At 66.8% G+C, this 13,094-nt stretch carries 12 protein-coding genes; 7 read left to right on the forward strand and 5 right to left on the reverse strand.

The window, feature by feature from the left end; translation table 11 throughout:
- The first annotated feature begins 221 nt into the window (after positions 1-221).
- Both CAL19_RS16680 and CAL19_RS16685 read left to right on the forward strand, forming a co-directional pair.
- Complete coding sequence (locus CAL19_RS16680) at positions 222-1,112, forward strand: TauD/TfdA dioxygenase family protein (RefSeq protein WP_026641380.1); 891 nt, start codon at positions 222-224, stop codon at positions 1,110-1,112.
- A gap of 25 nt (positions 1,113-1,137) precedes the next feature.
- On the forward strand, positions 1,138-1,848 hold the full coding sequence (locus CAL19_RS16685) for an RraA family protein (RefSeq protein WP_094797450.1): 711 nt from the start codon (positions 1,138-1,140) through the stop codon (positions 1,846-1,848).
- A 60-nt stretch (positions 1,849-1,908) separates the two neighbouring features.
- On the opposite strand, the gene CAL19_RS16690 is transcribed toward CAL19_RS16685, so the two are convergent.
- Positions 1,909-2,790, reverse strand: a complete 882-nt coding sequence (locus CAL19_RS16690) for a LysR family transcriptional regulator (RefSeq protein ID WP_094797451.1) — start codon at positions 2,788-2,790, stop codon at positions 1,909-1,911.
- A gap of 108 nt (positions 2,791-2,898) precedes the next feature.
- Here CAL19_RS16690 and CAL19_RS16695 point away from each other — a divergent pair, with 108 nt between their 5' ends.
- Positions 2,899-4,062 carry an MFS transporter gene (locus CAL19_RS16695; protein ID WP_094797452.1) on the forward strand — a complete coding sequence of 388 codons (1,164 nt, stop codon included), beginning with the start codon at positions 2,899-2,901 and terminating at the stop codon, positions 4,060-4,062.
- A gap of 410 nt (positions 4,063-4,472) precedes the next feature.
- Positions 4,473-5,282, forward strand: coding sequence for an SDR family oxidoreductase (locus CAL19_RS16700; protein ID WP_094797453.1), 810 nt, complete (start codon positions 4,473-4,475; stop codon positions 5,280-5,282).
- A gap of 21 nt (positions 5,283-5,303) precedes the next feature.
- Here the strand turns inward: CAL19_RS16700 and CAL19_RS16705 are convergent, their stop codons facing one another.
- Positions 5,304-5,693 (reverse strand): AtuA-related protein, encoded by a 390-nt coding sequence (locus tag CAL19_RS16705; RefSeq protein ID WP_094797725.1) that lies wholly within the window; start codon positions 5,691-5,693, stop codon positions 5,304-5,306.
- Entirely contained in the window at positions 5,686-7,062 is a 1,377-nt protein-coding gene (locus CAL19_RS16710; protein WP_094797454.1) for an acyclic terpene utilization AtuA family protein, read from the reverse strand. Before CAL19_RS16710 ends, CAL19_RS16705 begins: the two co-directional genes overlap by 8 nt.
- Before the next feature lie 93 nt (positions 7,063-7,155).
- On the opposite strand from CAL19_RS16710, the gene CAL19_RS16715 reads away from it, so the two are divergent.
- Positions 7,156-8,103, forward strand: a complete 948-nt coding sequence (locus CAL19_RS16715) for a LysR family transcriptional regulator (protein ID WP_094797455.1) — start codon at positions 7,156-7,158, stop codon at positions 8,101-8,103.
- Positions 8,104-8,274: 171 nt separating this feature from the next.
- On the opposite strand, the gene ilvD is transcribed toward CAL19_RS16715, so the two are convergent.
- Together ilvD and CAL19_RS16725 are read right to left on the reverse strand one after the other, a co-directional pair.
- Positions 8,275-10,134, reverse strand: coding sequence for a dihydroxy-acid dehydratase (gene ilvD, locus CAL19_RS16720; protein ID WP_094797456.1), 1,860 nt, complete (start codon positions 10,132-10,134; stop codon positions 8,275-8,277).
- 88 nt (positions 10,135-10,222) lie between these two features.
- Positions 10,223-11,116, reverse strand: coding sequence for a LysR family transcriptional regulator (locus tag CAL19_RS16725; RefSeq protein WP_094797457.1), 894 nt, complete (start codon positions 11,114-11,116; stop codon positions 10,223-10,225).
- Positions 11,117-11,224: 108 nt separating this feature from the next.
- Between CAL19_RS16725 and CAL19_RS16730 the strand changes: the two genes are divergently transcribed.
- Positions 11,225-11,767 (forward strand): GNAT family N-acetyltransferase, encoded by a 543-nt coding sequence (locus tag CAL19_RS16730; RefSeq protein WP_026641370.1) that lies wholly within the window; start codon positions 11,225-11,227, stop codon positions 11,765-11,767.
- A 12-nt stretch (positions 11,768-11,779) separates the two neighbouring features.
- Complete coding sequence (locus tag CAL19_RS16735; protein ID WP_094797458.1) at positions 11,780-13,015, forward strand: MFS transporter; 1,236 nt, start codon at positions 11,780-11,782, stop codon at positions 13,013-13,015.
- Positions 13,016-13,094: the final 79 nt, after the last annotated feature.

Genomic DNA, 13,094 nt, shown 5'->3' on the forward strand with positions numbered 1-13,094 from the left:
GGTCCGCCCCCGCAACGGTGCCCGCAACGGTGCCCGCAAAGGTGCCTGCAAAGGTGTCTGACACCCTTTGGTTCCAGACACCTGATCAGCTGATTCGCCCCCGGAAGTTCAAATGGTGAAATTCCCCTGCCCGCAGCTATGGGCAGGCCCGCGGCGCGCCGATATGCTGGACTTCGATCCGGCGGCGTGCGTCGCCGCCATGTCTTTCAAGTAGGCCCGCCATGCCCGACCAGCGCATTGAACTGAATCACCAGATGCTGCACGACGGTTTCGTCGTGGAAGTGCAGGAAAAAATCGAGCTGCTGCTGCAGGATCCCGCCGCCATCGAACAACTGCGCCTGCTGTGGCAGCAAGCGCCCGTGATGGTGTTCCGGCGCCAGTCTATCGAAGAGCACGAGCAGGTGCAGTTCAGCCAGCAATTCGGCGCCTGCGAGGTCATCGCCCGCAAAGACATTCTTTCGCCCTACCACGACGAGATCATCTATTTCAGTACGCTGCGCTATGCCGACGGACGCGGCGTGGGCGGCTTCGCAGGCGGCGACGACGTGGCCTGGCATTCCGACCAGACCTTCATGCGCGAGCCGGCCACCGGCGCCATGCTGTACGGGGTGGAAGTGCCCAAGGGCGGCGGCGACATCTACTGGGCCAACCAATACGCCGCCTGGGAAAGCCTGCCGCGCGACATCCAGGCGCTTATCGACGGCCGCACCGGCATCTATCGCTATGCCAAGCGCATGGCGATCATGAACCCCCTCGAGCTCAAAAAAGACGCCAAACAGGCCAACGCGATGCTGAGCCTTCCGGACGCCAGCCATCCTGTCGTGCTGACCCACCCCATCACGGGCCGCAAGGCGCTGTACGCGGACCCGACCACGCTGGTGTCGATAGACGGCCTGAGCGAGGCCGAGAACGAGCGCGTGCTGCCGCTGCTGTTTGAAGCGGGCAGCCGCCCCGAACTCGTGTACCGCCACAAGGTGCACAACGGCGACCTGATCATGTGGGACAACGGCTGCACCATGCACCGGCGCGATGAAATGCGGCTGGACCAGCCACGCCTGATGAAACGCACGACCTTCCGCCTGTCGCCGCAAGCCTATTGCGTGCCGCACTAACCCTGGACTGCCAAAGGAACCGCAAGTGAATCGATCCCTAGTCTATCTGCGCGTCAACCGCGTGGACGCCGCCGTATGCGCGCAGGCGCGCGAGGTCAGCGTGTCTGACCTGCACGAGGCCGAGCACGCTGCGGGCCGTCGCGGCCTGATGTCCAGCCGCATGCGCCCGGTGGTGCCCGGCATGCGCATCGCCGGCCCGGCGGTCACCGCCTACTGCGCGCCTGGCGACAACCTGATGATGCACCGCGCGCTGTACCTGGCGCAGCCGGGCGATGTGCTGGTGGTCGTGTGCGAACCCGCCGTCTCGGGCGCCCAATGGGGCGACATGGCGGCGCGCTATGCATTGAAGAAGGGCCTGGCCGGCATTGTGGTGCAGGGCAGCGTGCGCGACACGGATATGCTGCGCGAACTGGGCAGCCCCACCTGGGCCACCCATATCTGCCCGTCGCACCCGGACAAGTCGGGGCACGGACGCGTCAACGCGCCGCTGGTCTGCGACGGCGCCCCCGTGTCGCCGGGCGACCTGATCGTGGCCGACGGTGATGGCGTGATCTGCGTGCCTCGCGAACACGCGGCCCAGTCGGTAGAGCGCGCGCTGGCGCGCATGCGCAAAGAAGACGCAGCCGCGATCGAGGTCGCCAATGGCGCGGCGGTCTGGGACCTGAGCGGCGCAGCGGCCAGCTACGCGCAGATGGATATCGTGGAAATCGACGCGGCCTTCGACGATCCGCGCTGACCCGCCCGCGCTGGCACGCGCCTGGCGCCGCCGGCGCGGCGGTGCCAGGCGCGTGCCGGGCTACATTCGTCGCGCGAAAAAATCCAGGAAGCAGGCGATCCGGCGCGCAAGCTGGGTGTTGCGGTAGTACACCGCATGCACCGGCTGGACGTGATCGGTGTGCGCGTCCTCCAGCAGGCGGACCAGCCGCCCCGCGGCCACGTCGGCATCCGCCATGAATTCCGAAAAGCAACCGATGCCCGCACCGTGGATAGCCAGCTGGCGCAACGTCTCGCCGCTGGAGGCGGCCAGCGTGGGCACGATGGCGAGTTCGCTGCCGCCGGCGTGGCGCAGCGGCCAGACGTTCAGGCTTTCCGGCTGGGTAAAACCCAGCAATTCGTGCCGCTGCAGGTCTTCAACACTGCATGGCGTGCCGCGCCTGAGCAGGTAGGCGGGGCTTGCCAGCACCCACCGGCGAGCCGGCCTGAGCGGCCGGGCGTGCAGGCTGGAATCGGCCAACGTCCCCACTCTTAATGCAATATCGGTGCGGTGCTCTACCAGATCGACGATACGGTCGTTACTGGTCAGCTCCAGTGAAATTTCGGGATACTGGGCGCGGAAGTCGGCGATATGCGGCGCAACACAGTGCAGCATCACGGGCACCGAGGCGTCCACGCGCAGCCGGCCCGACGGCTGCTGGTGGCGGATACGCATGCATTCCTCGGCATCGTCCAGGCTGGCCACGATCTCGCGCGCCCGCTTCAGGAACAACTGCCCTTCTTCAGTCAGTTCCATCCTCCGCGTGGTGCGCGCCAGCAAAGTCACCCCCAGTTGAGACTCCAACCGCGACAGGCCCCGGCTGACGCCGGACGCGGTTTGCCCCAGCAGCTCGGCCGCGCCGCTGAGGGTGCCGGTGTCCACCACCGCCAGAAACACACGCAAGGCGTCAGAATTCAAGGGCATTATTGACTCAAAAGCAAAGGTGATATGACCAGGGGAGTATTTTTCTCAAAAATAAGGCGGCGCACAATGCGGCATCGGGGTAAACCCCAACGTTTCAAGGAGTTTGATATGCCGATCGCGCTATGGGCGCTGGCCGTGGGAGCTTTTGGGATAGGGACCACGGAGTTTGTCATCATGGGCCTGCTGCGCGAAGTCGGGGCGGATCTGGGCGTGTCGCTATCGAGCGCCGGGCTTCTGGTCACCGGCTACGCCCTGGGCGTAGTGGCGGGTGCGCCGCCCGTGGCGATGCTCACGACCCGCATGCCGCGCAAGACGCTGCTGCTGGCCCTGATGTTGATCTTTACGCTGGGCAACCTGGCCTGTGCCATGGCGCCCGGCTACGGCGCGCTGATGGCAGCGCGAGTGCTGACTTCGCTGGCGCACGGCGCGTTCTTCGGTGTTGGTTCGGTGGTGGCCACCAGCCTGGTCAGGCCCGAAAAACAAGCCTCGGCGATTGCGCTGATGTTTACGGGCCTGACGCTGGCCAACGTGCTGGGCGTACCGTTTGGCACCTGGCTGGGCCAGCTGTGGGGCTGGCGCGCGACGTTCTGGGCGGTAACCGGGGTGGGCGTGGTGGCGATGCTTGCAATCGCCGTGTGGGTGCCGCGCATCCGCGGCGACCATGGCGGCGACCTGATGGTGGAATTGCGCGCGTTGGGCCGCCCCCAAGTGTTGCTGGGTTTTGCCATGACGGTGCTGGGTTTTGGCGGCGTGTTCACTGTGTTTACGTATATCGCAGCGCTGCTGACCGAACTGGCCGGATTCAACGCCGGCGCGATCTCGCCCATCCTGCTGCTGTTTGGCGTGGGACTGGTGGCGGGCAATACCTATGGCGGCAAACTGGCGGACAAGCGGCTCATGCCCACGCTGGCCGGCAGCCTGGCTTTGCTGAGCGTGGTCCTGGCGGTATTCAGTATCACTGCGCACGACAAGATCGCCGCTGTGATTACGGTGGCGGTGCTGGGCGCCGCGGCATTTGCCACCGTGCCGGCGTTGCAGATGCGTGTGCTCGAAAAGGCAGGCGACGCGCCCAATTTGGCTTCGGCCTTCAACATCGCGGCCTTCAATCTGGGCAATGCGGCGGGCGCGTGGCTGGGGGGAGTGACCATCGACCACGGCCCCGGCCTGGCAGCCACGCCACTGGTGGCCGCGGCGGTTACGGCCAGCGGCCTGCTCATTGCACTTTATAGCTGGAAGCTCGACCGCCAGCCGTGCACACTGGCCACGGCGTAAGAGCAAGGCATGCCGGCGCCTGGTGACGGATTGTTGAGGGTGTCTGACACCCTTCGGGAGTCAGACACCGGTGGCTTGTAGCCGAACTGGCCGGGGGGCATGTTAGGTGTCTGACTCCCACAGGGTGTCAGACACCGGCCGCGTTGCAGCCGAACTTGCCGAGGGACATGTTGGGTGTCTGACTCCCGCAGGGTGTCTGACACCGGCCGCGTTGCAGCCGAACTCGCCGAGGGACATGTTGGGTGTCTGACTCCCGCAGGGTGTCTGACACCGGCCGCGTTGCAGCCGAACTCGCCGAGGGACATGTTGGGTGTCTGACTCCCGCAGGGTGTCAGACACCGGACTGCTGCCCTCCCCCGCGCGCGGATGAGGTATCGTTGACCGCGACGTTATCTGCGACGGGGAACGAAGTGAATCTGAAACTGAACGGCAAGGTCACGGTCGTGACGGGCGGCAGCAAGGGTATCGGGCTGGCGGTAGCGAATGCCTTCGCCGCCGAAGGCGCATACGTGGTCATCATTGCGCGCAGCCCCGAAGGGCTGGAACAGGCGCGCACACAGCTGCAGGCAAGCGGCCACAACGTCGCGGCGTATGCGGCGGACTTGTCGGACCCCCAGGCAGCCGCACAGGTCATTGAACGCATCGAGGCCGACATCGGCCCCATCGACATCCTGGTCAACAGCGCGGGCGCCGCGCGACGCCACGAACCGGAAGAGCTGGACGCCGCCAAATGGCGCGCCGCCATGGATGCCAAGTTCTTCCCGTACATCTACGTGCAGGACGCCGTGCTGCCGCGCATGCGCGAACGAGCGGCGTCGCGCCCGCCGGGAGCCATCAACGGCATTGTGGTGAACATCATCGGCAGCGGAGGCAAGCATCCCAAGAGCACCCACCTGGCGGGCGGTTCGGCCAACGCCGCACTGATGCTGTCTACGGTGGGGCTGGCGGGGCACTACGCGCAATACGGCATCCGCATCAATGCCATCAACCCGGGCCCCGTGTTTACGCAACGCGTAGAACAGGCCCTGGACCTGGACGCCCGGCGACGCGGCATCACGCGCGATGAAGCCCTGCAGCAGAACCAGGCCGGCATCCCGATAGGCCGTTACGCCAAGCCCGAAGAAATCGCCGACGTGGCTCTGTTTCTGGCCAGCCCGCGCGCGTCGTATGTGGTGGGCGCGATTATTCCGATGGATGGCGGCGCATCGGCTGTTATCTGAAGAGGCGCGCTGCGCCCGGGTTCAGGGCCGCGCGGCTGCCGCGTCGCAAGGCGGCGCCGCCGGCCCGGCCAGGTACTGGGCCAGATGCGGCGGCACCGCGATTTCCGCAGTAAGCATCCAGTACGACAGGGCCTTGCCGTGCGCGTCCAGGTTCAGCGCGCCGTTGACGCCGCCGTCCAGTGTCGAATCCATGACGAAGTTCAGCGCGCCCAGCTTGGGCAGCAGGTAACGCCGCGTGGCCGACGGCCGGCGATGGGCAAACAAGGCCTGCACCGCCGCCGTGGTGAGCTGCTCGACCAGCAGCGGATAAAGCGCATGGTTCCAGGCGATGACGCTGATGTTGGTGCGGTCGCCCTTGTCGCCGGTGCGCGCATGGGCCACGCGCGACAAGGGCACGATGAGATCAGCCATGGGCATCCACCATTTCGAAGCCGGTTGCGACCAGGTCGCGCGGAACCAGGCATGACACCAGGTTCAGCCGGGGAGTAAGCGTTATGCGCACGCCGCCGCCGCCGGCGGGGCCGCAGCAGTACAGGGCGGTGACTTCGCGGGTAAGCCGGGCTGCGTCTTCGCGGGTTTTGCCGTGCGCGGCCAGCCGCAGCCTGACGTCGTCGCGATCGCCGGCCGGTTGGCTTGCCAGCAGGCGGCCGTCGTCATCGCCGAAAATGCTGACGCAACCGATCAGGTCGGCGCGGATGCGCATGTCGGGCAGGCGCGCGGTCACCACATCGGCCGCAAGCCGCGCCCGTGCTTCGGCGCGGGGGCCGGCATATGAGATTTCGCCTTCGGCCAGCCAGCCACCTTCGACACAGACATTGACCTTATAAGAAGACGGCCTGGGATGGCCTTGCACCCCGGTCAGGCGCACCTGATCGGGGCCCACTGCCCGTACCTCGGCCTGGGTAATGTCGGCGACCACGTCGGGCGTAAGGTAGCCGGCGGGGTCATGCACTTCGTAGAGCAACTGTTCGATGACGGTGGCCTCGGTAACCAGCCCGCCGGTGTTGTCGGCCTTGGTGATGGTGCAGTTGCCGTCGGCGTCGATCTCGGCAATGGGAAAGCCCACCCGGTGCAGGCCGGGCACGTCCTTGTAGCCGGGGTCGGCGTAATAGCCTCCGGTAACCTGTGCCCCGCATTCGAGCAGATGCCCGGCCATGGTGGCGCGCCCCAGACGGGTCCAGTCGTGCGGCTGCCAGCCGAAATACGACATGACCGGCCCCACCGTGAGCGACGGGTCGGCCACGCGCCCGCACACCACAATATCCGCCCCCTGGTCGAGCGCGGCGCGGATGGGCTCGCCGCCCAGATAGGCGTTGGCGCTGACGACATGCGACGGATCGTAGGATGGGTCCAGGTAGCGCGACAGCAGTTCCGCGTGGCGTTGCCCCGAAATGTCATCGCCCGTGACGACCGCGATGCGCGGTTTGCGCAACCCCAGTTCGTCCGCCATGCGCAGGATGTGGCGAGCGGCGCCTTTGGGGTTGGCCGCCCCGAAGTTGCTGACGATGCGTATGCCGTACTGCAGGCAGCGGGCCAGCACCGGACGCAGCATGTCGTCGAGCAGTGGCTCGTAGCCGGCCTGCGGATCGGCGCGCTTGCGCAGCTGCGCCAGGGCCAGGGTGCGTTCGGCCAGTGTCTCGAAAATAAGGAAGGCGCGGCCCTGCGCCGGCGCACCGCCCAGCCGCGCAATCAGGGTGTCGACCACCGGGCCTGCCGCGTCGGTCCGGTCGCCCGAGAAGCCCGCCGCACAGCCTATCCATAGGGAAGGAATCGAATTCATCGCCTTTCTGCCCGCCATCAGCCAATGCAGAGTCTAGAATAGGCGCAACGATAAGTTAAATCGATTCTACGTATCGATTAATCGGCAATCCGGATGAAACTCTCGGCAGACCTCTCGACGCGCCAGCTGCGCGCCTTTGTAATGCTGGCGGACCTGCGCCATTTCACCAAGGCCGCGCAGGCGTGCCACTTGTCACAGCCCGCATTCAGCGCGCAGATCCAGTCTCTGGAATCGGCGTTGGGCGTGCGCCTGTTCGACCGCAGCACCCGCCGCGTGATGCTGACCAAAGAAGGCGAACTTTTCGACCCGCTGGCCCGCAGCCTGCTCGCGGACCTGGGGCATGCGATGGCGCAGATCGAAAACTACGCCGAACTGCGCCGCGGCCGCGCGCATATTGCCGCCTTGCCGTCGCTGGCGGCGGGATGGCTGCCCGGCGTACTGAAGGATTACCACGCGGCGCATCCCGATATTGAGCTTGTGCTGTCTGACGTGCTGTCGGACCAGTGCATAGAGCTCGTGCGCAGGGGCCAGGCCGACTTCGCCCTGGCGTCGCGGGGCACGCGGCCCGCCGACCCGGCGGTGCTGCACGCACAGCCGTTGTGCAGCGACACATTCCACCTGGTTTGCCGCAAAGACCACCCGCTGGCGCAGGAACAGGACCTGACGCTGCGCGACCTGGCGCCCTGGCCGTTTATCCATCTTGCGCGCCACAGCAGCGTGCGCCAGGCGGTCGAGGCCGCATTGCATCCGCTGGTGGTGCGCACGCTGCTCGAGGTCGAACAGTTGGCCACCGTGGCCGGCATGGTCGAGGCGGGGCTGGGCATCAGCCTGGTGCCGACCTACACGCTTTATCAGTTTGAACGCCCCGGGCTGGCGGTGCGCCCGATCTCGCTGCCGGGCATGAAAAGGCAGATCTACATCATCCGCCGGCAGGACGAGCAATTGTCGATCGCCGCACAGGCGTTGTACGACCTGGTGATAAACCGCCTGGGAACGCCCGCGGCCGGGCCCGCGCGGCGTAGCCCGCGCCAGCGGATGTAGTGACGGCGGGCAGGTGTCTGACACCCTTCGGGAATCAGACACCGGTAGAGCAAATGGACGGCGTGTGCTGTATGGGCGTCTGACTCCCGAAGGGTGTCAGACACCGGTAAACGGCGGCCTGTGCTCTATTGGTGTCTGACTCCCAAAGGGTGTCAGACACCGGCCAATTGCTCAGCGACGCAGCTGCGAGACGTCGCGTACGGCGCCGCGGTCGGCGGAGGTGGCGAGCGCGGCGTAAGCCTGCAGGGCTTGCGACACCACGCGTTGGCGGTCGACCGGCTTCCAGGCTTGTGCGCCGCGCGCCTGCATGGCAGCCCGCCGCTCGGCCAGGGTTTCATCGGAAACCGCCAGATGCACCTTGCGGTTCGGGATGTCGATTTCGATAGTGTCGCCGTCTTCGACCAGGCCGATATTGCCGCCTTCGGCCGCTTCAGGCGAAGCGTGGCCGATAACCAGGCCCGACGACCCGCCCGAAAAGCGGCCGTCGGTGAAAAGCGCGCAGGTCTTGCCCAGGCCCTTGGACTTCAGGTACGAAGTCGGATAGAGCATTTCCTGCATGCCGGGGCCGCCCTTCGGGCCTTCGTAGCGGATGATCACGACATCGCCCGACTGCACCTTGTCGCCCAGGATGCCTTCAACGGCGTCGTCCTGGCTCTCGAACACGCGCGCGCGGCCGGTAAAGACCCACTGCGATTCGTCCACGCCTGCGGTCTTGACGATGCAGCCGTTGGGCGCCAGGTTGCCGTACAGCACGGCCAGGCCGCCATCTTGCGAGTAGGCGTGTTCTTTGCTGCGGATACAGCCCGACTGGCGGTCGAGGTCCAGCGTCAGGAAGGTGGCGTCCTGGCTGAAGGCCACCGTGGTGGGAATGCCGCCGGGGGCCGCGCGATAGAAGTCGAGCGCATCGCTGCCAGCGCCGCCGTTGACGTCCCACTTTTTGATGGCCTGGCCCAGCGTGCCGCTGTGCACGTTGCCGCAGGTCAGGTCGAGCAGATCCGCGCGGGCAAGCTCGCCCAGAATGCCCAGGATGCCGCCGGCGCGATGCACGTCTTCGATGTGATACTTGTCGGTGGCCGGCGCGGCCTTGCACAGGCAGGGCACCTTGCGCGAAATGCGATCGATGTCGGCCATGGTGAAATCCACGCCCGCTTCCTGCGCGGCGGCCAGCAGGTGAAGCACCGTATTGGTGGACCCGCCCATGGCCACGTCCAGCGTCATGGCGTTCTGGAATGCGCTCTTGGTGGCGATGCTGCGCGGCAGGACGGACGCGTCGTCCTGCTCGTAATAGCGGCGGCACAGGTCGACGACAAGACGGCCGGCCTGCTCGAACAGGCCCTTGCGCCACGCATGCGTGGCCACCAGGGTGCCGTTGCCGGGCAATGCCAGGCCGATGGCTTCGGTAAGGCAGTTCATGGAATTGGCCGTGAACATGCCCGAACACGAACCGCACGTGGGACAGGCGCTGCGCTCGAACTGCTCGGCCTCGGCATCGGTGACGTTGGGGTCGGCCGCCTTGATCATGGCGTCGATCAGGTCGATCTTGGCGATGACCTTGCCATCGGTAGGCGACTTGATCTTGCCGGCTTCCATCGGGCCGCCCGACACGAATACCACCGGAATGTTCAGCCGCATCGCGGCCATGAGCATGCCCGGGGTGATCTTGTCGCAGTTCGAGATGCACACCATCGCGTCGGCGCAGTGGGCATTGACCATGTATTCGACCGAGTCGGCGATAAGTTCGCGCGATGGCAGCGAATACAGCATGCCGCCATGCCCCATGGCGATGCCGTCATCGACGGCGATGGTGTTGAATTCTTTGGCGACGCCGCCAGCGGCTTCGATTTCGCGGGCGACCAGCGCGCCCAGGTCGCGCAGGTGCACATGGCCCGGCACGAACTGCGTAAAAGAATTGACGACCGCAATGATGGGCTTGCCGAAGTCGCCGTCCTGCATACCGGTGGCGCGCCACAGGGCGCGGGCGCCGGCCATATTGCGGCCGTGGGTGGACGTGCGTGAGCGGTATTGCGGCATGGTCTTTCTCGAGCGGGGTTGGGTTCGCAAAGTGCTAAATAATACGCCGGATCGCGAGCCGGCGTCCGGTTCCGCGCCCGCGCCCGCCCTAGCGGCGCGCGCCCCGCAACCCCAGCAGCGCCGCGTGCAGCTGCCCCAGGCCGCGATGCAGCGGCTTGTCGCCCCGCAACACCACGGCCAAGGTGCGCGACAGCCGCGGCGCCAGCGGCCTGACGCGCACGCCGTGCCTGCCCCGCCCTGCGGGAACCGCCATGCCGGGCAGGATTGCGCAGCCCAGGCCGGCCGCGACGATCTCTTTCATGGCTTCGGTGCTGCCCAGTTCCATGACGGGCCGCACGCGCAGGCCAGCGGTCTCGAACCAGCCATCGACCAGTTCGCGCGTGCGCGCGCCGGGCTCGAACAGCACCAGCGGCAATTCGGCCAGGGCCTGCGGGGTCACGCGCACCGGCCATTTTCCCTGCTCCGGAAAAATGGCGACAAACTCGTCCTCCAGCACCGGCGTTGTCTGGAACATGCGGCCCGGCGCGGGCAACGTCACCAGGCCGATGTCCAGCGTGTTGGCTTCGATGCCGCGCAGCACATCGGCGGTATTGCCGGTGCTGGCCACGATTTCCAGCGCAGGGAAGCGGCGCCGCAGGTCGGCCAGCAGCCGCGGCAGCAGATAAGCGCACGCCGTGGCGCCCGTGCCCAGGCGCACGCGCCCGACGATCTGGGTGCTGTGGGCCTGCATGCTGCGCTCGGCCTGCTCGACCTCGGCATCGATGGCACGGATATGCGCCAGCAAGTCGGCGCCGGCCGCAGTGGGCGCCACGCGGCGCCCCACCCGCTCGGCCAGCCTCAAGCCGTACCGGCGTTCAAGCTGGCGAATCTGCAGGCTGACCGCAGGCTGGGTCAGCCCGTGCTTCTGGGCCGCAGCCGAGAAGCTGCCCAGCTCGATCACGTCGAGAAAAATGCGCAGGTGATCCAGGTTCAGGCCGCGCATGACGGGGCAGTCCCAAAGAATTTCTTATGCATTGAATAATAAACCAAAGCTTTATTAATGCGGTGCCGGGGCGCAAACTTGCCGGGTTCGACACTGCGCCCTTTTGCCATGCCCAATCCCGATCCCGTGATCGTGCGCGACAGCACCGACGCCGACCTGGACGCCATCCAGGCGATCTACAGCTATCACGTGCTGCACGGCACGGCTTCATTCGAACTGGACCCGCCTTCCCTGGACGACATGCGCGCCCGGCGCGCGGCCGTGCTGGCGCAAGGGATGCCATACCTGGTGGCCGAGCAGGCTGGCGAGGTGGTGGGATATGCGTACGTCACGCCCTACCGGCCGCGCCCGGCCTATCGGCACACCGTGGAAGACTCGGTGTACGTCAAGCCCGCCAGGGCAGGACGCGGGATAGGCGGCCGGCTGCTGGCCGAGCTGATCCAGCGCTGCACCACGGCGGGCTGGCGCCAGATGCTGGCCGTGGTGGGCGACAGCCGCAACGCCGCATCGCTGGCCCTGCACGCCAGCCAGGGATTCCACCCGGCCGGCACGCTGCGGTCGGTGGGCCACAAGTTTGGCCAATGGCGCGACACCGTGCTGATGCAACGGGCGTTGGGCGACGGCGACTGCAGCGCGCCGTCGCGCCCCTGAACGGCGCCAGCCATGGCAGCCGCCATCCCCGCACGAGCCGTCGTCTGCCTGGGGCTGACCCAACTGGTGAGCTGGGGCATTTCGTTCTACTTGATCAGCAACTTCGGCCCCGCCATGCAGGGCGAGCTGGGATGGAGCGGCGCGCAGATCTATGCGGGGTTCTCGCTGGCGATTGTGGTGATGGCCTTTGCATCCCCCGCGGCAGGCCGCGCCATCGACCGGTGGGGCGGACAACGCGTGATGCCCGCGGGCGCGGTACTGCTCGCCATAGGGTGTGCGTTGCTGGCGGTGGCACATGCGCCCATCCCCTACTACGCGGCCTGGATAGTGCTGGGGCTGGGGATGCGGCTGACCCTGTACGACGCGGCGTTCGCCACACTGGCGCGCATCGGCGGTCCGCAGGCGCGGCGCGCAATGTCGCAGATCACGTTGTTCGGCGGGCTGGCCTCGACCGTGATGTGGCCAACCGGGCAGTTGCTGGCGCAGTGGCTGGGGTGGCGCGGCGCCGTGCTGGCCTATGCCGGCTTTGCGTTGCTGACGCTGCCCCTGTACCTGACACTGCCGCGGGCGCGCTACGCAAGCGGCGCGCACCAGGCGGCGCACCGGCCCGGCCTGGCACGCACGCCGGCCGACCAGAAACTGGCGCAAGGCCTGTACGCGCTGATCGCCATGCTGACCAATTTCCTGGCGGCGGCCAACGCCACGCACCTGATCGCCATGCTGACCGGACTGGGCCTGGCGGCGTCTGCGGCGGTAGGCATTTCGGCGCTGTGGGGGATAGGCCAGGTTGGCGCGCGGCTGCTGGAATTGCTGTTTGGTGCGCGCCTGCATCCCCTTACCCTGAACCTGGCCACCACGGTGGCAATGCCGTTGTGCTTCCTGGCGGGAGCACTGGCGGAATACCCGGTGGCGGCAGCCCTGTACGCGGGCCTGTATGGCGCCTGCAACGGGTTGCTGACGATTACGCGCGGCACGCTGCCGCTCGCGCTGTTCGACTATCGGGTGTATGGCGCCCTGGTGGGCCGGCTGCTGGTGCCGGGCTTTTTGCTGACCGCCGTCGCGCCGGTGGCCTATGCGGAATTGATTGACTGGCAAGGCCCGCGCGCGGCGATGCTGACGTCGATGTGCCTGGCCGCCGTGATCCTGTGGGCATCGGCGTGGCTGTACTGGCGGTTCCGGCCAGCGGCGCCGGGCCACGCCGACGCCATCGCAAGCCCGGCAACCGGCCCATCAGAAGACGGGCCGTGATGGGTGTCTGACACCCGCAGGGTGTCTGACACCTTCGGAGTCAGACACCTGTGCACCCTTGCATACTCGGCGACAACGG

Origin of the sequence: Bordetella genomosp. 7, assembly GCF_002261265.1 — a bacterium.
Classification (GTDB): Bacteria; Pseudomonadota; Gammaproteobacteria; order Burkholderiales; family Burkholderiaceae_B; genus Bordetella_A.